The 21350-nt window shown below is 57.0% G+C and carries 21 protein-coding genes; 10 read left to right on the top strand and 11 right to left on the bottom strand.

The features are described 5' to 3' along the window. Nucleotides 1-5 precede the first annotated feature (5 nt). A complete protein-coding gene (locus EY643_RS08630; RefSeq protein WP_152661825.1) occupies nucleotides 6-587 on the bottom strand; it encodes a TetR/AcrR family transcriptional regulator in 582 nt (193 codons plus the stop codon). A gap of 77 nt (nucleotides 588-664) precedes the next feature. Here EY643_RS08630 and EY643_RS08625 point away from each other — a divergent pair, with 77 nt between their 5' ends. From EY643_RS08625 to EY643_RS08610, 4 genes are read left to right on the top strand one after another with little or no spacing between them, the layout of a single operon-like run. After that, entirely contained in the window at nucleotides 665-1882 is a 1218-nt protein-coding gene (locus tag EY643_RS08625) for an NADH:flavin oxidoreductase (RefSeq protein WP_152661824.1), read from the top strand. Then, nucleotides 1879-2553 carry a VOC family protein gene (locus EY643_RS08620; RefSeq protein WP_152661823.1) on the top strand — a complete coding sequence of 225 codons (675 nt, stop codon included), beginning with the start codon at nucleotides 1879-1881 and terminating at the stop codon, nucleotides 2551-2553. The genes EY643_RS08625 and EY643_RS08620 overlap by 4 nt, the downstream gene beginning before the upstream one ends. Further along, entirely contained in the window at nucleotides 2550-3350 is an 801-nt protein-coding gene (locus tag EY643_RS08615) for an SDR family NAD(P)-dependent oxidoreductase (RefSeq protein WP_152661822.1), read from the top strand. Before EY643_RS08620 ends, EY643_RS08615 begins: the two co-directional genes overlap by 4 nt. Before the next feature lie 4 nt (nucleotides 3351-3354). Next, on the top strand, nucleotides 3355-5565 hold the full coding sequence (locus EY643_RS08610) for a DUF3604 domain-containing protein (RefSeq protein ID WP_152661821.1): 2211 nt from the start codon (nucleotides 3355-3357) through the stop codon (nucleotides 5563-5565). Here the strand turns inward: EY643_RS08610 and EY643_RS08605 are convergent. Both EY643_RS08605 and EY643_RS08600 read right to left on the bottom strand, forming a co-directional pair. Beyond that, nucleotides 5554-6702, bottom strand: a complete 1149-nt coding sequence (locus tag EY643_RS08605) for an acyl-CoA dehydrogenase family protein (RefSeq protein WP_152661820.1) — start codon at nucleotides 6700-6702, stop codon at nucleotides 5554-5556. The genes EY643_RS08610 and EY643_RS08605 overlap by 12 nt on opposite strands. A 16-nt stretch (nucleotides 6703-6718) precedes the next feature. Further along, nucleotides 6719-7405, bottom strand: coding sequence for a TetR/AcrR family transcriptional regulator (locus EY643_RS08600; RefSeq protein WP_170287332.1), 687 nt, complete (start codon nucleotides 7403-7405; stop codon nucleotides 6719-6721). Between the two features lie 80 nt (nucleotides 7406-7485). On the opposite strand from EY643_RS08600, the gene EY643_RS08595 reads away from it, so the two are divergent. From EY643_RS08595 to EY643_RS08580, 4 genes are read left to right on the top strand one after another with little or no spacing between them, the layout of a single operon-like run. Further along, nucleotides 7486-8658 carry an acyl-CoA dehydrogenase family protein gene (locus EY643_RS08595; protein WP_152661818.1) on the top strand — a complete coding sequence of 391 codons (1173 nt, stop codon included), beginning with the start codon at nucleotides 7486-7488 and terminating at the stop codon, nucleotides 8656-8658. A gap of 52 nt (nucleotides 8659-8710) precedes the next feature. Further along, nucleotides 8711-9688, top strand: a complete 978-nt coding sequence (locus EY643_RS08590) for a bifunctional MaoC family dehydratase N-terminal/OB-fold nucleic acid binding domain-containing protein (RefSeq protein WP_152661817.1) — start codon at nucleotides 8711-8713, stop codon at nucleotides 9686-9688. Beyond that, on the top strand, nucleotides 9685-10116 hold the full coding sequence (locus tag EY643_RS08585) for a hotdog family protein (RefSeq protein WP_152661816.1): 432 nt from the start codon (nucleotides 9685-9687) through the stop codon (nucleotides 10114-10116). Before EY643_RS08590 ends, EY643_RS08585 begins: the two co-directional genes overlap by 4 nt. A 3-nt stretch (nucleotides 10117-10119) precedes the next feature. Then, nucleotides 10120-11295: a lipid-transfer protein gene (locus tag EY643_RS08580; protein WP_152661815.1), complete on the top strand. Its 1176-nt coding sequence runs from the start codon at nucleotides 10120-10122 to the stop codon at nucleotides 11293-11295. Nucleotides 11296-11320: 25 nt separating this feature from the next. Here the strand turns inward: EY643_RS08580 and EY643_RS08575 are convergent, their stop codons facing one another. The 3 genes from EY643_RS08575 to EY643_RS08565 form a co-directional block, all read right to left on the bottom strand. After that, nucleotides 11321-12754 (bottom strand): pyridoxal phosphate-dependent decarboxylase family protein, encoded by a 1434-nt coding sequence (locus EY643_RS08575; RefSeq protein WP_152661814.1) that lies wholly within the window; start codon nucleotides 12752-12754, stop codon nucleotides 11321-11323. A 23-nt stretch (nucleotides 12755-12777) separates the two neighbouring features. Further along, nucleotides 12778-13926, bottom strand: a complete 1149-nt coding sequence (locus EY643_RS08570; protein WP_152661813.1) for a DUF819 family protein — start codon at nucleotides 13924-13926, stop codon at nucleotides 12778-12780. A 64-nt stretch (nucleotides 13927-13990) separates the two neighbouring features. Next, nucleotides 13991-14458: a MaoC family dehydratase gene (locus EY643_RS08565; RefSeq protein WP_152661812.1), complete on the bottom strand. Its 468-nt coding sequence runs from the start codon at nucleotides 14456-14458 to the stop codon at nucleotides 13991-13993. A gap of 242 nt (nucleotides 14459-14700) precedes the next feature. Between EY643_RS08565 and EY643_RS08560 the strand changes: the two genes are divergently transcribed. After that, nucleotides 14701-15876, top strand: coding sequence for a steroid 3-ketoacyl-CoA thiolase (locus EY643_RS08560; RefSeq protein WP_152661811.1), 1176 nt, complete (start codon nucleotides 14701-14703; stop codon nucleotides 15874-15876). An 11-nt stretch (nucleotides 15877-15887) separates the two neighbouring features. After that, nucleotides 15888-16802 (top strand): SDR family NAD(P)-dependent oxidoreductase, encoded by a 915-nt coding sequence (locus tag EY643_RS08555; protein ID WP_152661810.1) that lies wholly within the window; start codon nucleotides 15888-15890, stop codon nucleotides 16800-16802. A gap of 38 nt (nucleotides 16803-16840) precedes the next feature. On the opposite strand, the gene EY643_RS08550 is transcribed toward EY643_RS08555, so the two are convergent. Genes EY643_RS08550 through EY643_RS08530 form a run of 5 tightly spaced genes read right to left on the bottom strand, consistent with a single transcriptional unit; the run spans nucleotide 16841 to nucleotide 21281 of the window. Beyond that, on the bottom strand, nucleotides 16841-17815 hold the full coding sequence (locus EY643_RS08550) for a medium chain dehydrogenase/reductase family protein (RefSeq protein WP_240732868.1): 975 nt from the start codon (nucleotides 17813-17815) through the stop codon (nucleotides 16841-16843). 57 nt (nucleotides 17816-17872) lie between these two features. Then, the gene (locus EY643_RS08545; RefSeq protein ID WP_152661808.1) at nucleotides 17873-18940 is read right to left on the bottom strand and encodes a phosphotransferase; all 1068 of its coding nucleotides are present in this window, start codon (nucleotides 18938-18940) and stop codon (nucleotides 17873-17875) included. 2 nt (nucleotides 18941-18942) lie between these two features. Further along, nucleotides 18943-20001 carry a TIGR03857 family LLM class F420-dependent oxidoreductase gene (locus EY643_RS08540; protein ID WP_152661807.1) on the bottom strand — a complete coding sequence of 353 codons (1059 nt, stop codon included), beginning with the start codon at nucleotides 19999-20001 and terminating at the stop codon, nucleotides 18943-18945. A 32-nt stretch (nucleotides 20002-20033) separates the two neighbouring features. After that, a complete protein-coding gene (locus EY643_RS08535) occupies nucleotides 20034-20561 on the bottom strand; it encodes a nuclear transport factor 2 family protein (RefSeq protein WP_152661806.1) in 528 nt (175 codons plus the stop codon). A 12-nt stretch (nucleotides 20562-20573) separates the two neighbouring features. Next, nucleotides 20574-21281: a TIGR03619 family F420-dependent LLM class oxidoreductase gene (locus EY643_RS08530; RefSeq protein WP_240732867.1), complete on the bottom strand. Its 708-nt coding sequence runs from the start codon at nucleotides 21279-21281 to the stop codon at nucleotides 20574-20576. Nucleotides 21282-21350 lie beyond the last annotated feature (69 nt).

Here is a 21350-nt window from a genome sequence, read left to right as displayed (position 1 = left end):
CAAAATCATACCGAGACCAGCGCTGAATACAGCTTTGATATCAGTGCTTCGGCCTCAATCTTTGCAGCATCGATATCGTCCGCCTCGGCCACCGCAAGCGCTGCCTCCGTGAGTGCGCCCGTTAGCACTCGATTGATGAGACTCGAACGCAGATTGCTCCCGCCGGCCTCATCCAGAATTTTTCGCGCCTTTGAAGATACCGGGCTGCTGACCCAGCGTTCCCTGCCCAGTATGTTGGGGCTGTCTATCAGCACAATTCGCCGAAATGCTGGATCGTCACACAAATCCAGATAAGCGCGCCAGTTCACCAGCAACCGTTCACCCGGCTCGCTCTCCTCGCCGGCGCCAAGTGCAGCGATGATGCGCTGCTCCATCAATTCATTCACCGCGCCGAACAGCGCTTTTTTATTGCCGAAGTAGTGATAGATGGGGCGAATGGTCAGGCCACAGTCGGCCGCTATGTCATCCAGCGAAGTATCTGCATAGCCTCGTTCGCCAAACAGGCGCGCCGCACTGCGCAACACTGCCTGACTGGATTCAGCCCGGCGTTGCGCCTGGGTTTTTCTTTTCTGTGTGGTATCTGTCATTGAACCGCGCTCTCGTTGACTTGTGTAACCCTACTACATAACATATGCACCGTCACTACATAAATAACGAGTCCTCCATGAGCGAGCATCTGGAACGCGCATTCTCCCCGGCAAACCTGGGCAAACTACAACTCAAAAACCGTATTCTGAAAGCGGCCACTTACGAAGGCAAAACCCCTGACGGAATACCCGGTGACCTGTTGCTGGACTTCCACCGGGAGGTGGTCGCCGGCGGCACTGCAATGACCACTATCGGCTACTGCACGACCGAGGCTGATGGGCGCATCAATGACCAAATGATGTGGATGCACGAAGACATTCGCGATCGCCTCGTACATATGAATACGGAGCTGAAGAGAACAGCCCCTGACGCGAAGATCTCCGGGCAGATGACCCACTGTGGCAACTTTTCCAAAAACCGCAAAATGCAGCGCCTGAAGCGACCACTCGGTCCATCGCGCCAATTCAACATGCTGGGCATGCCATCGGGTCTACCCTTTGCCGGCGCCATGACCACTAAAGACATCGACTATCTGGTGCAGACCTACCACGATGCTGCCAGATTCATGAAAGAGACGGGCTTTGACGCAGCTGAAATCCACTTCAGCCACGGCTATGGCTTGAGTCAGTTCATCAGCCCGAAAACAAACCGGCGCACCGATGAATATGGCGGCAGCCTGGAGAATCGAATGCGCTTGCCGCTGCGTGTACTCGAGGCTGTGCGCAAGGCCGTAGGCGATGATTTTCCGATTCTCGGTAAAATCGGAATGACCGATGGTATTAAAGATGGGCTGCAGTTTGATGAAGCTATCGAAGTTGCAGCCATGCTGGACAAGGGAGGCATCGACGCCCTGATCTGTTCCGGCGGCACCAGTAGCTTTAATCCGATGGTGTATTTTCGCGGCGACACACTGGACAAGGGCCTTATCGAAACTGAAACCAACCCGATCACCAGGCTTGGTCTCAAGCTTATCGGCCCCAGGATGTTCCGCTATTACCCCTACGAAGAACTGTACTTCCTCGAGGATGCGAAGAAAATTCGTGACAGGGTCAGTTGTCAGATGATCTATATCGGCGGCTGTACCGACCTCGACTCGGTCGAAAGAGTGATGCAGTCGGGTTTCGATTTCATTCAGTTAGGCCGCCCCCTGATCAAGGACCCGGCTTTCGTCAACAACGCCAAGGCCGACCGCAACTACAAGAACGGCTGTATTCACTGTAACCGCTGTGCCTCGCTGATCGAAGCGCCCGGCGGCGTCTACTGCCCTCTGAACGTGGAAGGGCAAACTTCATGATTGCAGACTTTGACAATATTCCCACGCTGCCGCCCATCATGGGTCCCGCGAAACAAATCGCCTATCTGGTCGACGATATCGACGAAGGCATGGACTACTGGCACCGCGAGCATAGCGTTGGCCCTTTCATGGTGGCACGCAATGCCTCGCCGCTGAGTAATGCTTTCTATCGCGGTGAAAAAGCACCAAGAACATCCGTCAACATTGCCTTCGGCTATGTGGGTGACATGCAGATCGAGCTTATTGAGCAGATCGGTGACACGCCCGGCCTGTATCAGGAAGCCATCGACCGAAAACACACCGGCGTGCACCACTACGCGGTTTGCGTAGAGGATTTTCCAACTGCCTACAACTGGGCCCTGGACAACGGCTACGACGCTGTCATCGACGCGGGCATGGACGGGCTCGCACGCATGTCCTATGTAGAAAACCCCGATACTGGCCTTATTCTGGAAGTCATCGAGTGGAACGCCCTCACCCGCCCTTACTTTGACGGACTTGAGAAACTGGTTCGAAGCTCGGACAGCAAGCAGATCTCACATGATTTCAAGCTGGCGGATTTGACACCAAAAAGCGCTGTACTGGGGAAACTGGTGACGTATTCGCTTAACAAAATGCTCGGCCGTGTTGAGCAGACCCGCCGACCCACAAACACAGGAAACGCAGCATGAAAGAATTCAAAAACAAGGTCGCAGTGATCACGGGTGCTGGTGGTGGCGTCGGCAGCGCGTTGGCGCGGCAACTTGCCGACCGCGGCTGCCACCTCGCACTGGTCGACATCAGTGAGCCGGCGCTCGCAAAAACGGCCGCTGCACTCTCCTCTTCGGGCGTCACGGTATCCACTCACCTGATCGACATCACCTCCAAAGAACAAATGGCTGCGCTGCCCGCCACAGTTCTGGAACACCACGGCACGGTAAATATTCTGGTCAACAACGCCGGCATTACTTATCAGAAGTCCTTTGCAACCCACTCCATGGAGGACTGGGAGAAGATCACCGGGATCAACTGGTGGGGAGTGCTGTACGGCTGCCACTATTTTCTCGACGCACTCAAGGCCGCGGGCGAGGGGCATATCGTCAACCTGTCCAGCATGAGCGCCTTCGTCGGCCTGCCCGGCCAAACCTCTTACTGCGCAACCAAGGCCGCAGTGAAGCTCCTCTCGGAATCCATGTGGGCTGAGATGGGAAAATTGAACATCGGAGTGACATCAGTCCACCCTGGTGCGATCAAGACAGACATGATTCAGGCCACCTTGAAAAACTCCGATGACATAGAGGCTGCCACACGCAACTACGATATAGCCCAGCGGATCGGCGTCACGCCAGAACATGTTGCTGAGCGTATCGTTAAGGCGATCGAGAAAAAACAACTCAGGATTCGTGTCGGCAAGGACGCAGTGCTTCTCGACTTGATGAAACGCTGGTTCCCGGTTGGTGTACAAAAGCTGTTACGCAAAGTAGCCTGACAGCATGTTCAAAGCTGCAAGACAATTTGCCAGAAATTTGGCGCCTGCCGTGGCACTGCTCGGCGCTTCCTGTGGCGGTGACCCGCATCCGGCAGGCACGGTGGAAGGCAGCGCGCTCGCGCCAGCCACTATCGAGCAACGCGACGCACGCCGCCAACTGCCAGACGGTGACGCATCCGACAAGCAAATTCTCTTTGGCGACCTACACGTCCACAGTACTTACTCGGTAGATGCCCACACGCTGGAGCTACCGATTATGGGATTACAGGGAATTCACACAGTTGCAGACTCCTGCGATTTTGCACGCTATTGCGCCAAGCTGGATTTCTTCAGCTACAACGATCACGCAGAAGGTCTTACCCCGAAATTCTGGCAGGACACCAAAGACACCGTGCGCGCTTGCAACGCCAGTTCGGCAGCGGTCAACCCTGATCTGGTCGCGTTCGCCGGATGGGAGTGGACACAGATGCGCAATGACGCCAACGCCCACTTCGGGCACAAGAACGTCATTTTCCCGACCACGGCTGATCACGAGTTGCCTGCTCGCCCAATAAGTGCGCGACTGACACCAGAAGATCTGGGTGTCTTCGCCATGTCCCGACAAAGCGGTGCCGCCCGCTACATCGACCCGCTCAACTGGAAGTCCTACGCCAACCTGATTCGCCTGCTGGATGATATTGTCGCCGTGCCGGGGTGCCCGACGGATGTGAACAGCCGCGACCTTCCTCTTGATTGCCACGAGAATGCGCCCTCCCCCGACGTGCTTTACCGCAAACTGGACGAGTGGGGCTTCGAACACATGGTGATCCCCCACGGCAATACCTGGGGCGCCTACACGCCGCCGACGGCTACCTGGGACAAAGCCCTGGCCACTCGCTATCACTCAGATGATCGCCAGCCGCTACTGGAAATCATGTCCGGTCACGGTAATAGCGAGGAATACCGTCCCTATGAGCAGGCCACAATCAATGCCGACGGCAGCCTCAGTTGCCCCGAACCGCAGGGTGACTACATACCCTGCTGCTGGCAGGCCGGCGAGATCATGCGCCAACGCTGTGACGGGCTGAGCGATAGCGAGTGCGAGGCACGGGTCGAATTGTCACGTCAGCTCGCCGTTGAGGCCGGCAATCGCTACATGGGTGTTTTCCCGGACACCGGGGCAACAGATTGGGCCCAATGCGGCCAGTGTTCCGACTGTTTCAAACCGGCCTTCAACCAGGTCTTCCCTGAAAGCTCCCAGTACGCCATGGCGCTGAGCAACTTCGAAGAAACGGACGCTGCCGGTAAACCCCTGCGGTTCCGATGGGGTTTTATCGCCGCGACTGACGATCACACATCGCGCCCCGGCACCGGTTACAAGCAGTACGAGCGGCGCAAGATGACTCAGGCCGCGGGCGTGCGCAGCGACTTCTATGGCGGCCTGACCGCGGGCCTGACGGGTGAATCTGACGATCCGCAAATGCCACAGCAGGTAACCACGACCAACCCGGTGCCTGACCTCGAGCGCATGAACAGTTTTCTATACCCCGGCGGAATCATGGCAGTGCACGCAGCCAGCCGCGATCGGCGAGCGATCTGGGACGCTCTGAAACGCAAGGAAGTGTACGGCACCTCGGGCCCGAGAATGCTGCTCTGGTTCGACTTGTTAAATGGCCCTGAGGGGGCTGTACCGATGGGCTCTGGAGTAACACTCAAGGAGAACCCTGTATTTGAAGTTCGCGCGGTGGGTGCCTGGAAACAAAATCCAGGCTGCCCCACTGACACCGGCGCACTTACTGCGCAGCGTCTCGAATACCTCTGTGCCGGCGAGTGCTTTAATCCGTCAGAAGAACGGGAAATTATCGATGCTATAGAGATTGTGCGCATCCGGCCGCAGGCCTATCCCGGCGAGCCTATTGCCGACCTGATCGAAGACCCCTGGCGTCGCTTCGAGTGCAAGCCAGAGGAAACCGGCTGCAGCGTGCAGTTCACAGATCCGGACTATGTCGGCGATATGCGCGACTCAGTGTATTACGCGCGCGCCCTGCAACAGGCAACACCCGCCATCAATGCAGACAACCTCCGGCCGAAAGAAAATGCCGGGAAAGACGGGATAGAAATAGATCCCTGCTATGGCGACTATAGAACACCCTTCGATGACGACTGCCTGGCACCGTCCCAGGAGCGTGCCTGGTCATCGCCCATCTATGTCGATATCGTGGGATCAGACTTGTAGCGCGCGATACCCCAGGCTGTCATCTTCAGCCAGTAACTTACCCAGCTTCTCGAGCTGCTGCCCGGCATTGCCCAGCGCATAGCTGATCTGCTTCGCGAGCAGGTAAAAGCGATGTATTGGATACTCCACATCAGCCCCCATACCGCCGTGCAAGTGCTGCGCTGTGCACACGACCCGATGAGCTGCATCACAGGACCACCATTTCGCCGCGCGTACTTCTGCGCGTGCATCCTGGTCGTTGCTCAGCCGCCAGAGTGCCAGCCAATAAGTTGAGCGGATACCTTCGACATCGATATAGCTGTCGGCCATACGCATTGCCAACGCCTGGAAGGTACCCAGAGGAATGCCGAACTGCTTGCGTTCGCTGACGTATTCAGCGGTGCGTTTCATCGCTTCCTCGGTCACGCCCAACTGCAGCGCACAGTGGCCGATATTCGCTCGCTCTTCCAGCCAGGTGACAATCTCCTCACCCTGACCCTCGCCACCCAACAGGGCCTCAGACCCCAACGAAACACCGTCAAAGCTCAGGTGTGCAGTGCGATCGCCGCTAATACCAATTTCGGCCGCGGTCACAGTCACGCCATCCGCTGCGGTTGGCACAATGAATACTGAGGAGCCCTCACCGGTGGTCGCAGGCACTAATACGTAATCGGCTACAGCACCATCAGGCACCATCGCTTTAGCTCCGTTCAGCACCCAGGCATCGCCGCTCCTTGACGCCGTACTTTCTGTCGCAACTGCCGCGCTCATCGCAATCTCAGCGATAGCTGCACTCAGCTTCGCTTCCCCGCACGCCATTGCGCCCAGCAGTCTCTCCTGCTGCTCATCCGTACCAAATTCGGCCAGCGGCAGGCCGCCGAGCACCAAGCTCGCATACAGTGGCACGGGCGCCACTCTGCGCCCTTGCTCTTCCAATACCAGACACAACTCGGTGAGACCTAACCCGGTGCCACCTGCGGCTTCCGGCACAGCAATGCCGAGTAAACCCTGCTCCGCCAGCGTCTGCCATAGGCCGTCGTCGTATGTCTTATCGCTGCGGGAGAAATCCAACAGGAACTCATCCGTCGCACGATCAGTAAATATCTGGTGGGCCAGGTCGCGAATGGCGTTCTGGTCTTCGCTGAATTGAAAATCCATTAGATGTACCTCGAAATCATCTGACCATGCCGGCCAGGTTGCTTGTGTATTTCAATTTTTCTGCATCCGGGTGCTCAAGAAAAAGCGCCCGGTAGAACATTGTCGACAGTAGTTCGGCAAACTGCTCTTCACTCAACTTTGCGGCCTGTAAGGTTCGACTTCCATTGATGAAGTATTCGCGCAGCATGCCTTCACCGATACCCGCGAGAGAATATGCCACCATCAGTGCCTGGTGACGTTTAAACTTCACCTCAGGAAACATCCCGGGCATCAATTTCACCAGCCACATCAGCTGCTCGCGATATTGCTCGCGCAGCATTTGTGAAAAATCTGAATCCTCATCCGCCATTTGCAAAAGGCAGCGCATCACGCCGGGACGACGGGCGTAGTTCTTTACGATGAGCAGGTTGTAGGCATATATGCGCCCGTACCAGTCACCCTTCTCAACATCCTGTTCTACAAGCGACGGGCTGTGGACTGCCGACGCAAACTGGGTCAAAACCTCGACAGTCAGTGACTTGAGATCTTTGAAGTAGTGATAGAACAAACCCTGCGCCATACCCGCCTCGCGGGTGACGTCCGCAATACGCATCTTGTGGTAGCCATCGCGTTCCAGCACCGCCAGACAAGCCGCCATCAGCCGCGCCCGGGCCTTCTCACCCTTCGCACTCAGGGGCTTGGCCCCAGGCTGTTCTTTTCTCACTTCAATGCCCATGACGCACAAAATAGTTGAATTTGAATTCAATTTCAATATTATTGTGTCATCCGATCGGAGGAAGAGACATGTTTGTAGATTACACAGACGCCCAGAAAGAACTGCGCCGCGAATTTCGTGCCTATTTCAGTGACTTGATCAAACCCGAGCACCGCGAGGAGTTGCGCAACGCCGAAAGCGGTGACCTTTACAAGGAGCTGATCCTCCAACAGGGCAAAGACCAAATGCTGGCCGTTGGCTGGCCAGAAGAGTACGGTGGTCGAGGCCTGTCCGAGTCCGAGCAATTAATCCGCTACGAAGAAGCATTGCTCGCAGGTGCCCCTACCCCCTTTGTCACGCTTAACACCGTGGGTCCCGCTATCATCAGCCGTGGCACGGAAGAGCAGAAACAGCGCTTTCTTCCCGGGATAGCCAGTGGTGAACTGCACTTTGCCATCGGCTACACCGAGCCCAGCGCCGGCACCGACCTGGCCGCGCTCACCACGTCCGCGGTAAAGAAAGACGATCACTACCTGGTCAACGGGAGCAAAATCTTCACCAGCGGCGCAGAGGGCGCTGACTACGTGTGGCTCGCTGCTCGCACCGACCCTGAGGCACCGAAGCACAAAGGCATTTCAATCCTTGTTGCAGAGACAGCTGACCCGGGCTTCGCACTGGGCCCCATTCATACCATGGGCGGCGTGCGGACCAATGTCACCTACTACGAAGACGTCAAAGTGCCGCTGGATATGATCATCGGCAAGGAAAATGGCGGCTGGCGATTGATTACCGAACAGCTCAACCACGAGCGTGTGGGCCTCGCTGCCTGGGGTATACAGGGCTGGAAGCTGTTCCGTGATACACTCGAATGGGCGCGCGAAACGAAAGGGCCGGATGGCCAGCGGGTCATCGATGAGCCTCTCGCTCAACGCAACCTGGCTGAGGTCTACTCTCATCTTGAGGCCATGCGCGTGATGAATGCACGCATGTCCTGGCAACTGGACCAGGGCGAAATGGACGCTGTATTTCCCTCGGCTATCAAAGTCTATTCAACCGAGATCATGCTTGAGCTTTGCCGTCTGTTGATGGAGGTCGTCGGCCCCCATGCCCTGCTCTCCGGCACCAGCGAAGGCGCAGCTTTACACGGCAACCTGGAGCACGAACACCGCCGCGCCACTATCAACACTTTCGGCGGCGGCGTAGTGGAAGTTTTGCGCGGCCTTGTCGCCACCCACGGCCTGGGCATGCCCCAGCACCGATAACCACACAAATAGAGGCTCGGCCCGTGCCGCGCCCAATACAAGACGAAAGACTATGACGCCAGAAGAAATAGAAGCCCTTGAAGCGCAGATCTATGCCTACGTGGGCAAAGAGGTCTGTACCGCGACGCCTGCCAAGGATGCAGTCAATGAAACCATGATTCGCCACTGGACAGAGGTGATGGGCGATACCAATCCCGCCTATACCAACCCTGAGTGGGCGGCGAGCAGCAAGCGCGGCAAAACCATCGCGCCACCTGCCATGATGTACGTGTGGAACCAGGAAGGCTATGCGGTTGCCAGTACGGGCCGCCCTTCAGACGCCCAGTCCGACCTGGTACAACTGTTCAATGACCATGGCTACACCGGCGTGCTGGGCACCAACGTCAAGCAGGAGTACTTTGCCGAGGCCAGCCCGGGCGACCAGGTCGTGATGGAAATGGTCATCGATACAATCTCCGAGCGCAAGGCCACGGCCCGCGGCACCGGCTATTTCTACGAAACGCTGGCGACATTCAGTAATCAGAACGGCGTCAAACTGGGCACACAACGCTTCAGGGTGCTGAAGTTCATTCCCCAGGAACAACCCGCTGCCGCCAGCAGTGACAGTGCCCTGGAAGTCCCCACTCGCATCCCCTCACCACGCGGGCACGACAACAAGTGGTGGTGGGAGGCCTGCGATGAAGGGCGGATAATGATTCAGCGGTGCACAAGTTGCCAGACGCTGCGCCACCCTCCTCGCCCCATGTGTGGCGAATGCCAGTCCATTGAATGGGATGCCATCGAGTCGACGCTGGACGGCGAAGTGCTTTCCTACACCTGTTTACGTCACCCTTCCATTCCCGGCTACCCAAAGGATCCTGTCTGCGCAGTCATCAAACTGGATGAGGGTACTCATCTGGTGTCCAACATTGTTGGTTGCGAATATGAAGACGTCAGCATCGGGATGCGCGTCAAGGGCAAGGTCGAACAGGTCGACGAAAAAACCATGCTGCCTCAATTTTACCCGGGAACAGGAGGCGCGAGATCATGAGCGACTACCCTACTTTGAATTTTTCCGAGGTGAACGTCGGTGACGCCCTGCCCGAGCAGGAAATCGATATCACTTCCGGCCTGGTTGTCTCCGGCGCCCTCGCCACCCGTGACTACGAGCCAGTACATCACGACAAATCGGTCGCCCAGGCGGCGGGCTTGCCGGACGTTTTTATGAATATTCTCACCAGCCAGGCGCTGATGACCCGCTTCGCAACCGACTGGAGTGGCCCCGAAGCCGTGGTGAAATCCCTCGACATAAAACTGGGCGCACCGAATGTGCCCGGCATGGTGATGAAAGTCACAGGATCAGTGACGGCGAAAGACGATGCCAGCGGCGTGATTGATATTGCGGTGATGGGTGAGAACAACATCTGGGGCATGCATATGGCGGGCACCGTTCAACTGGCATTGCCGCAGGGAGTTTAAGAGATGGTTGCAAATATCAATGGCAAGGCGGCCATCGTTGGGGTCGGCAATACCGAATTCAGCAAAGACTCCGGGGTATCCGAGTTAAGTCTCGCGACGCAGGCGATTAAATCGGCGCTGGATGATGCGGGCCTTACGCCCTCAGACATCGATGGCTTCGCTACCTTCACCATGGACAACAACGACGAGGTGGAAGTTGCCCGCTCGCTGGGCTGCGGTGAAATCAATTTCTGGGGACGTTCTCACTACGGCGGCGGCGCCGCCACCGGCTCACTCCATCAGGCCGTGCTCGCCGTTGCCACCGGCATGGCCGAGTGTGTCGCAGTGTACCGCGCCCTGAATGGCCGCTCAGGGCACCGCTATTCGGAAGGCGTCTCAGGCCAGATCCTGACCGCCGATGCGATCCACTGGGGCTGGTATATGCCCTACGGCCTGCTGACCCCCGCTTCCTGGACGGCCATGGTGACCCAGCGCTGGATGCATCGCACAGGTGTGACCAAGGACGCCTTGTTTGAAGTCGCCAGAACCACCCGCGACTATGCGGTCAACAATCCGGGGGCATTCTTCTACGAACAACCCCTGACCCGCGAAGCGTATGACAACGCCCGCTACATCGCAGATCCACTGCAGTTGTTCGACTGCTGCCAGGAAAGCGATGGCGGATCTGCGGTGATCGTCACGACACCTGAGCGCGCCCGCGACCTTAAGCAACCCGCTGTAGTCGTCAAAGGTGTAGCGCAGGCGTTTGGCAAAGATCAGGAACAGATGACGTCATACTATCGCGAGGAGTTCTCAAACATTGATGAACACCGCATCGCTGCCCGCAAGTGCTACGAGATGAGCGATCTGACACCGGACGACGTCGACGCCGCGGTTTTCTACGACGCGTTCACGCCCAATGTCTTGCTCCAGATGGAAGCCTGGCAATTCTGTGAATTTGGCGGTGCGGGAGACTTCGTCCTCGGCGGCGCCATGCGTCCCGACGGCCGCCTGCCCACCAACACACACGGGGGACAGCTGTCCGAGGCCTATATACACGGCGTGAATGGTATTGTGGAAGCGACCCGCCTGGTACGCGGACAGTCCATCAACCAACCCAACAAGGACGTGTCGCACGCCCTGGTAACATCGGGTGTAGGCGTTCCGACAGGTGGCGCCATACTCGGCAAGCTGGACTAGATGACGAGCGCGGCTGCGGCCGCGCCTACCTGCCTTTTCGCTGCTGCCGGTCTACGTACCAGCCTACGACTTTGTCGAGCAACCCTGGCGTATCGCCGGCAGTCGCCCCTGACTTGAGGTCCAACTCGCCTCCGCCGGCACGGTACTGCTCGCTGAACATTTCCAACACCTTCTTTTTGACCATTCCACGCAGCGGAACATGTGCCAACATCCCATAGGTGGCCGCACCGCCCTCCTTCGCCAATGCTGGATTCGACCGTACCACCTCCACTGAGGCCTTCAGATCAGCGATATACTGATCCACAACCCTGAGGTGCTGCGCCGTCACCATTGCATGCAGCCCCTCCGGAAACTGGTTGCGATTTACCTGCCAGCCACGCGCGTCCATCTGGTCGCCGACAGCATAAATGTTGAGTGTCGGGTCGGTAGAGCGAAACGAAAACAACGGCCCGATTGGCTTACCCATCACTTCCAATTCGGGAATGTCGTCAATGCCTGCCTTGAGGCCGTTAACAGCGGCCACCGTATCTTCAGCCAGCTTGCGATAACCCTCCTTGCCGAAATACTGCAGCACACTCCAGGCCGCCGCATAGCCACCACCGGGGCGCGTGCCTAAAAGCGCCGGGGATGCGAACACACCGCCGGGCCAGTTTTCGTACACAAACATCTGGTGGCGGAGATAGTCCAGGTTGCGATAGGTGATCGTCGACGCACCCTTGGCCGCGTAACCGTATTTATGAATATCAGCGGAGATAGAGGTAACACCCGGAACACGATAATCCCATAGAGGTACATCCTCACCGTTCGCCTCAATGAAGGGCAGAATAAATCCGCCCACACAAGCGTCCACATGCAGCGGAATACCCTTCTTCTCGGCAATAGCACCCATCTCCTCTATGGGGTCGATGATGCCGTGGGGATACTCAGGGGCGCTGCCAAGAATCATTACGGTGTTACGGTTGATTAAACGCTTGAGCTTTTTCAGATCGGGAGTGAAGTCATCCTGTAGTGGAACCAGCCGCACTTTCACACCAAAGTATTCCGAAGCCTTAAACCACGCCACATGGGCTGTCTTCGGCAAAATCATCTCTGGCCGTTTCACGCCGCGCTTGCTGCGGGCCATGTCGCGGTATGTTTTCACCGCCATCAGGCAGCTCTCGGTGCCGCCTGAGGTCACGACGCCACACACATCTTTCGTGCCATTGAGAATATCAGCGGTCGCCGAAATAACTTCAGTCTCGATCTTCTTGAGACTCTTGAACGCGCCTGGATTCAGACCGTTCTCACTGGAGTAGCTGTGATAGGCCTCTTTAATGAAATCTGAATGTGTTTCATCCAGATAATAGACAAGGCTCCAAACCCTGCCCTCCTTATACCGCGGGTCCTCGCCCTTGAACGCGGTGAGTTCTGTCAGCACCTCGTCGCCAGCGCGTCCCTTTTCCGGCATTGCCTTATGCATATTCGTTGGCTCCTCTGCCATGCTTACGACCCTGAAAGAATCAGGGCCAGGGTGATACCAAGATAGTTGCCGATCGCATAGCCGACAATTCCGGTCATCATGCCCGCAAAAATCAGCCCCCGGTTGTTGAGCGCCCGCGCCACCAGCGGCACAAACGGCGGGCTGCAGACCGCCGCTACCGAAGTCACCATAAAAGTATCACCATCGACGCCACTCAGGCGGCACAACAGCGCGTGCATGATCACGCTGCCCAGCACCGCTGCCAGCGTGAACACTGCAATCATGGGGTCCGCCGCGGCGAGCATATCCAGCGTCGTGGCGGATGCGATCGCAAAACAGAATACGTAGATCAGGTACATGCCGATACGATAGGCGTACTTGAGCCTGCGACGCGCGGGCGAAAAGGACAGCCCCACGCCTATTGTGGTCAGCACAAGAATTAGCAACGGCGAAAGGGTTTGCTCGCCAAACACGCTGGCCAATGCATTGGCCAGCCCATAGGCTGCTGCCACAGCGGCGCCAGCAATGCAGAGTGTAGCCAACAGCGAAGGGACATTTTCCAGCTGCAGAAAAGGCTGATAGCTCTCCTCAAGGTCAAGTTCTTCTGCGCTTTCAGTGCCTGCGGTTGTTGCGGGCAGAATGCGACGGAAAAAGGGAATACCCACGGTGAGCATCGCCAGCATATACAGCCCCCCGAGCAGAGTGTCGATACTGTGAAACAACAGGTAATCGGTGTCGGCAATGTCCAGCCCGGCTTTAATCGCTGCAAGATTAGGCGTACCGCCGGTGTAGACTCCGACCGCCATTGCCGCCAGATGCGCCGGCTTCTCGCTGATGCCGTCGGCAAAAAGGAAATACAAGCAGGTCGCCACGCACACAACCGAAACGGTAGCGAGCAACATGGAGAGCATCGCCTTACCCGCCACCTCGCTGCAACGGCGGATATCCAGCGACATTAACAGCAGGGGTAAGGCCATGCCGATGGCGAGCGTGCCGACATCTTCAGCAGACTCAACTGCGGCCACCGGCAGGCCACCGAAATTGCCCACCAACAATCCAGCCACGTAGCACAACACCACCACGCCCAGACGATGGGCCCAGGCCTGGTGGTGGGCAAGCCAGATTGCGAGAGCAGGTATCGTCAAAAATACTGCCCAGAAGATAGCGGACATCAAAAGGGTTTCGCCGAAGATTATGCCTCCAAATACTACCCGTTTTCGATGTCAGGGGGCAGGTTTACATGTAAATGAAGATCAGCTCGTAGATGACTGCCGGGCGATCGTCCTGGCCTTCGACATGAATATGCTGCTCCATCACCATCTTCGTACCCTTGGGCGTGGCGCTCACTTCCTTGATCCGCGAACGACTGCGGACAGAACATCCCACGGGAACGACACCGGTAAAGCGCAGCTTATCCGAACCGTAGTTGAGCATATTGTTGAAGCCAACTACCTCATACGTCGGTTCTCCGCGCATTTTGGGCATTAACACCAGAGTGAGGAATCCGTGCGCCACCGTGCACCCAAACGGGCTGTCGGTTTTGGCTTTTTCCGGATCGGTGTGAATCCAGTAATCATCGCCAGTCAGCTCCGCAAACTGGTTGACCATTTCCTGACTGATAAGGACAGCCTGGCTCCAGTCGCCGAACGTCTCTGAGACCAGTGCCTGCATCGCTTCTACATCGTCATACTGGTATTGTTTCATCGCCTTTTACTCCTTAAGACTGTGATCCTCATAGAGCGCCACATGATACGCGCGCTACGCCCGGCGACGGGCCTAAACCTCTATACCGGCAGCGTTTTTCCCGCGCAGGAGCATTGCCGCCAAGGCTTGGGAGGCGGCAGAATACGCACACTCAAATGACGCAATCTGTCATTGTTCCATCGAGGTTGTGCAGTAGACTGTTCGACCTGGCAATCTCCCCCCTGTTTTAATGAGGATCAAACATGCGCGAAGCAGTTATCGTAGAAGCCGTGAGAACCCCTATCGGTCGCGGCAAGCCTGTGGTCGGCGACCTGAGCGGATTTCACGCCGTAGAGTTACTCGGCCTGTCACTGGCCGAGATCATGCAGCGCAGCGGCCTCGAGTACAGCGATGTCGACTACCTGGCAGGCGGCTGCGTTACCCAGGCCGGTGAACAATCCAGCAATATCACGCGCAACGCCTGGCTGAATCTCGGCAAGGACTACACCGCCGGCGGCACCACTTTGGATAACCAGTGCGGCTCAGCTCAAACCGCCAATCACATGATTTCGTCCATGATCAGCTCCGGCTCCATCGACATCGGCATTGCCTGTGGTGTGGAGTCGATGAGCCGCGTAGGCCTGGGCATGAATGTCATGAACGGCCCTGGCTATTTCGTTCCCGAAGGGTGGCCCTGGGATTCCACTCCGGATCAGTTTTCCAGTGCCCAGCGTATCGCCGACAACCGCGGTATCACGCGAGAAATGGCGGATCAACTGGGCTACAACTCACAGCTACGCGCTAAACAAGCCTGGGATGAAGGCCGATTTGACCGTGAGACCTTCACAGTTGAAGCGCCGATCATGGGCGAGGACGGCCAGCTAACCGGTGAAACCAGAACCGTGTCCCGAGACCAGGGCTTGCGCGACACCACACTGGAGGGGCTTAGCCAGCTGCGCCAGGTGATGGACGGCAGTATCCACACCGCGGGAAACTCCTCACAGATCTCTGACGGCTCTGCCGCCGTACTCTGGATGACTGCCGATGAAGCCAAGGCTCGCGGCCTCAAACCCCGCGCACGAATTATCACCGATTGTGTGGTGGGCACCGACCCTTACTACCTGTTGGACGGCCCTGTAGATGCCACGGCCCGACTGTTCAAACGCAGCGGAATGACCATGGAAGACATAGATCTGGTTGAAATCAACGAAGCGTTCGCTGCCGTGGTTTTATCATGGGCCAGTGTGTACAACGCCGACCTTGATAAGGTTAACGTAAACGGCGGCGCAATCGCTCTTGGACACCCGGTGGGCTCAACAGGTGCCCGTCTGATCACGACGGCCCTGCACGAACTCGAGCGCTCAGATAGATCTACCGCTCTTATCGCTATGTGCTGCGGCTCCTCTGTGGGCACTGGCACCATCATCGAACGTATTTAAGGAGTATCACCATGGGAGACCTTAACGGAAAGGTTGCCGTCGTCACTGGCGCGGGCCGAGGCCTTGGCCGCGAAGAAGCCATCCAGCTCGCAAAGCAAGGCGCGCGTGTTGTTATCAATGACATCGGCCTGCCAGACGCAAAGGAAGCCGCTGAGTCTGCAGTGGAAGAAATCAAGGGTTTCGGTGCGGAAGCGATCGCGGTCTATGGCGACTGCGCTGACTCAGGCGACGCTGAAAACCTGATGAAAACCACCCTGGAGACCTTCGGCGACATCAATATCATGGTCAATAACGCGGGCTTCTGCCGTGACAAGACCATCTTTGGCATGTCAGATGAAGAATTCGACTCGGTCGTGCGCGTGCATCTGCGCGGTCACTTTATCAACATGCGCAATGTCACTGCCTATTGGCGCGGTAAAGCCAAAGCGGGTGACGACGTCTATGGCCGCCTGATAAGCACTTCTTCCGAGGCCGCTCTTTACGGCTCTGCAGGCCAACCCAACTACGCGGCGGCCAAGGCGGGGATTGTTGCCATGACCATGGGTGCCGCCCAACTGCTGGGCAAGTACGGTATTACTGCCAACGTGATCATGCCTCGCGCATTTACCGACATGACCAACTCCGGCATGACCGCAGAGATGTTTGCTCCGCCCGAGGATGGCAGCTTCCACATGTTCGACCCGGCTAACGTCGCTCCGTTGGTGGGCTACCTGGCCTCCCCGGAGGCGGGCAAGATATCCGGTGAAGTGTTGGTGGTATGGGGTAATGAAGTACAGGTGGCGCAACGGCCGACCCTGCGCGACGCCTTCGTCAACCCGAAAGGCGCAGCCAAGTGGGAAGTAGATGACCTGCATACCACCTTGGCCGAGCACTACAACGACGACTATATGTCCGTTTGGGGAGGCTTCTCCGTACCCCCGGTCTAAACGACGCCACAAGCCCCGCCACTGGCGGGGCTTGTCCCTCAGCTACAATCCAGTACAACCTTGCCGGCTATCTCAGCCGCGTCGATTCGCCTGTGAACATCCGCAGCTTGCTCCAGGGGCTCTATACCGGCGATGGCAGGTTCCAATTTGCCAGCCTCCAGCATTTTGAACAGAGCCTCCACATCGTCCTTGAACTCCTGCGGCAGCTTTTCACGCCTTGTCTGTATATTGTAGAACGCGGTCTTGCGACCATCGGGAATCAGCTTCCAACCCGCCATCAGTTTGAAAAAACCGAGCAACACCGAGGGCACGCTTTCCTCTCCCGTGGTTATCTGCATGGCGCCAAAGGCAATCAGAATACCGCCGCGTTTCACGCACTGGTAAGAGCGCGACCAGTTCCGGCCGCCAATGGTGTCAAAAACGGCGTCGACGCCCTCCCCGGCGGTTTCCCGTTTGATACGTTCAACAAAGTCCTCCGAGCGGTAGTCAATCGGTGTCGCGCCATAGCGCCGAACCAACTCGTGCTTGGCGGCAGAGGCAGTCCCGTACATCGTTAAACCCATCTCCCGACCCAATTCGAGCAAGGCACTGCCCACGGCCCCGCCCGCCGCGTGCACCAGGCAAGTACTTCCCGCCCGCAAACTACGGATTCGAGTCAACATCTGGTAAGCGGTGGTATAGGAGAGAATCATGGCAACGGCACTGGCAGGGTCAAGCCCCGCCGGTGCCAACACCAGCCGTTCCTCGGGTACACAAAGGTACTGGGTATAGCCGCCAATCACCGGCATATCAGCGACGCAATCACCCAACTTAAGACGATTGACGCCTGCCCCCACTTCGTCAACCACACCAAACCAGTCATAGCCGGGGACAAACGGCGGCTTCTCTTTCACCCCGGTATATTGCCCCTGACGAATAATAGTGTCAGTGAAGCCTGTACCTGCGGCCAACACCTTGACCCGAACCTCACCCTCCCTGGGTTCTGGTAACCCGGCCACTGTTGCAACACTCAATTTCTCAGGGCCTCCAAAGGCCTCAAGTACTATTTTTTTGTAAGTCATACGCCGCCGTTATGTGAGAAATTCAGTCGCGTCGAGGTCCAGGCAGTGCTGGAAATGACGTTGCGCCATGGTAAGGAACATCTTGTCGCTGCGCTCGCCTGCTTCAGCAAAACACGCTCCGAGAATAGTGATCATCAAACCGTGCATGCTTTGCAGACGGTATTGCTCCCAGCAGTTATCAAAGGAAAGCTGCACGCCATGACCGGCCAGCTCTTCACTGTACTCGGCAACAACATCCCGCTCCCATTCGCGACGCTGCGCGGTATCAACACTGCCGCCCATAAAGTACGCGAGGTCGGCCAAGGGGCTTTGATGTGAAGTCGTCTGCCAATCGACCGTACAGGCACTGTCATCGTCAAAAAGAATGTTCTCGCTGCGAAAATCACCGTGTATCAGCGTTTTCGGGCCAGAGTAGTGACATGAAAACTTTACATGGTTATGGATATAGCTTTCGCCGAATTCGAGCGCGTCCTCATCCAGGGAGCCACCAAACCGCTCCACAAAGGTTGGCCAGAATTGCAGCAGGAAATCCTGTGCGATTTTCGCGCCCTCCGCCTCAGAACCCTTGAGCACATGGTCAAAGCCCAGGAGACTTTCATCACCGTAAAATGCAGAGGCCAATTTCGCCGCCTCTTTTAGTGCTATCCGGGTGCGTTGCAGAGATTCGCCAATCAGCTGGCTGCCGGGTTCGGCAGGCGCCATATCTTCCATCACCGTAATGAAATCCATGCGATCGTCGCTGATCTCGTTGGCAAAAATCTTCGGAGTGCGAATACGGGCCCTGCTTGCCAGGTGTTTATAGAACATCACCTCGTTGTAGTAAGCGCCCTGTGCTCCGGCCATCATTCTCGCGGTTTCGTCTTCGGCGGGAAACTTGACGATAACCGAGGCAGGCGCGCGGCCGGAATCGCCCTCGTAGCCAAGTTCAAACCGTGCATTGTCACCCATCTTTCCAGTGCCAATAATCTTGTAGTCGACGCTCTTTACGCGGCCCTGGGCAAGGCTGGAAGACTCTCTCAGGGCCTGAGTGAACCATTCGGCGGTAATGTTCTCGGGCTTGTTGACGATATCAACCATGTCTATCCGCCCTTCCCGTGTTTGATTGAACGATAGGCATCCACCACCGGCGCAAACTCCGCCGGCGTCGAGCCGTGTATGCAGACTTCGTCCGCGCCATTCTGAAGCTCTTCATATATCCGCTGTGCGCAATCTTCCGCTGAACCAACTGCCGCGGCAGACAGCCACTCTGTCGGAATCAAGGTCTCGAAATGTTCAAGCTGCTCCAGCGTCGCAACACTGTCGATGCCACCGAGCATTGAACTCACTTCAGCATCGGCACGAAAATCAGTGAGCACCTGGGGATCCCACTCATTCAGGCTCACCAACATTTCGGCATAGCCCGCCGCCTGCATGTAAGTCGCCATCCTGCCCACGATTTTTCTCAGATGGTCTTCACGACTGGGGTTCAAGACCGTTGCCATAACGCTGCAAATCTTCAAATCTTCAGTGGATCGTCCCACCTCGCCTGCGCCGCCATCGACCGCCTTGCGGGCATTTTCCAGGCCTTTAGGCGTAATGAAGGTATGCAGGTGTGCGCCATCAAAATGCTTTCCTGCCAGACTCAGGCTCTTGGGGCCGAAGCCAACAAAATAGATGGGGATATCGGCATCCAGCCAATCTCCCGGATTAAGATAGGGCAAGTTACCCATCGGGCCCTCATAAGACATAACCTTCTCACCGCGCCACAGTGTGCGCAGGATATCCAGCCCGTCCACCATCTGCTTGTTGGTGACGGTATCGAGCCCCATCAATTGATTGCGGATCGCAACACCCCGTGCCAGCCCGAGTTCGAAGCGCCCGTCGGACATGTAGTGCAATGAGCTGCACATGGTGGCCAGCACCATTGGATGGCGTGTATGCAGGTTGGTAGCGGCCGTTGCCACGTGAATACGCTCGGTCACCGCCAGCGCACCTGAACAGATTACCCCGGCGTCTTTAACGTCAAAGCGCTCGGACAACCACGCCTTGCCGAGGCCAAGATCCTCGGCATGCCGTGCTTCGGTCAATGCATCGCGAGGTGTTTTTGTATGGCCGGGCAGCAGGTAGCAGCCCAGTTCGGGAAATTCTTGTTGCGACATGAATATCGGCTCTTTTTTAGGTTATACGGACATCAGTGATTTTGGGTCAATTGCGCAGCCAACTTCTCCTTCATGGGAATAACCCACTGCGCTTTTAACTGCGGCGAGAGCAATCCCGCCTGCTCCAGATCGTCACAGAGGCGCATCTGGTGGGCGAGATCGAACATATCGAACTGACGGCAGATTCTGGCATCAGCATTCAGGGTGATGAATGACACTCCCGGGGTCTGGTAGTAACTGCCATCAGGCCGCGCACCCGGGCCTCTGTTCCACCAGTGGGTCACCAGATTATTGTCGCCACCGACATAGACGCCCTCATAGGGAAAGGACCAACCCTCCCAGCCGACTTGCATATCACGGCCGTAGTGCGTGGCCTTGATCTCGTCTATGCCATTGGCAATGACTTCCATCACGCCGGCGTACTCGCAGGTATAAATACAATCCTGGGCGTACAGTTCATCAACGAAAAAGAGCCAGTCGTTGGTTCTGGAGGCCTCTTGATGAGCGGCGATCAACTTGTCCGCCGTCGCCCGCAATAGTTCCGCGCTTAATACAGCCATAGCGATATCCTGTCAGGCCTGCAACGCGGGAATGATACGGGCGTACTCTTCGATCATTGGCAGCGCCGCTTCCGGTTTATCCCAGAGCTCCATATTGACGCCGATTGTCGCTCGCTGTATGCCGATGTCACGGTACTCCTTGAGTTTATCCATGTTACTTGTATCCATAATCTGGATGTTGATTTCCACGTCATCGGGGTCGCGCCCCGCTTCTTTTACTTGCTCGCGAAAAGCCGCCACACTGGCTGCGACGTCACCCAGGGCGACATCCACTGGATACCAGCCATCGGCCCAGCTGGCGGCATGTTTTACGCCCACGGGCCCCATCGCTCCCAGAAACACTTTTGGGCCGCCGGGCTGGAGTGGCTTTGGAAAGCTCCACACCGGATCAAAGTTAACAAAAGTGCCGTTATATCCAGCTTCTTCTTCGGTCCAGAGCGCACGGGTAGCTTCCACGGTTTCGCGCAAAACCGTGTACCGCTTCCTGAATGGATGCGGATTGGCATTCTCAAACTCCTCCTGGTTCCAACCCACGCCGGTACCAATCATGACGCGCCCGCCCGAGAGCCTGTCCAGCGTGGCGATAGTCTTGGCCTGCGAAAACAGGTCCCGCTCCATCAGCAACGCGATGCCAGTACCGAGTTTTAAGGTCGTGGTAGCGTTCGCAGCCGTCATCAGTGAGAGATAAGGGTCCATCATCAACTTGTAGGGGTCAGGCATCTCCCCTCCGGGGGGTAAGCAGTGGCCCGCGAGCAAGGAATGTGGCTGTGCTCGCCATACCATAAGGAT

It is taken from the genome of Halioglobus maricola (assembly GCF_009388985.1).
Lineage (GTDB): Bacteria > Pseudomonadota > Gammaproteobacteria > Pseudomonadales > Halieaceae > Halioglobus > Halioglobus maricola.
The sequence above is the reverse complement of the archived record's forward strand: the minus strand, read 5'-3'. Positions and strand labels throughout refer to the sequence as shown.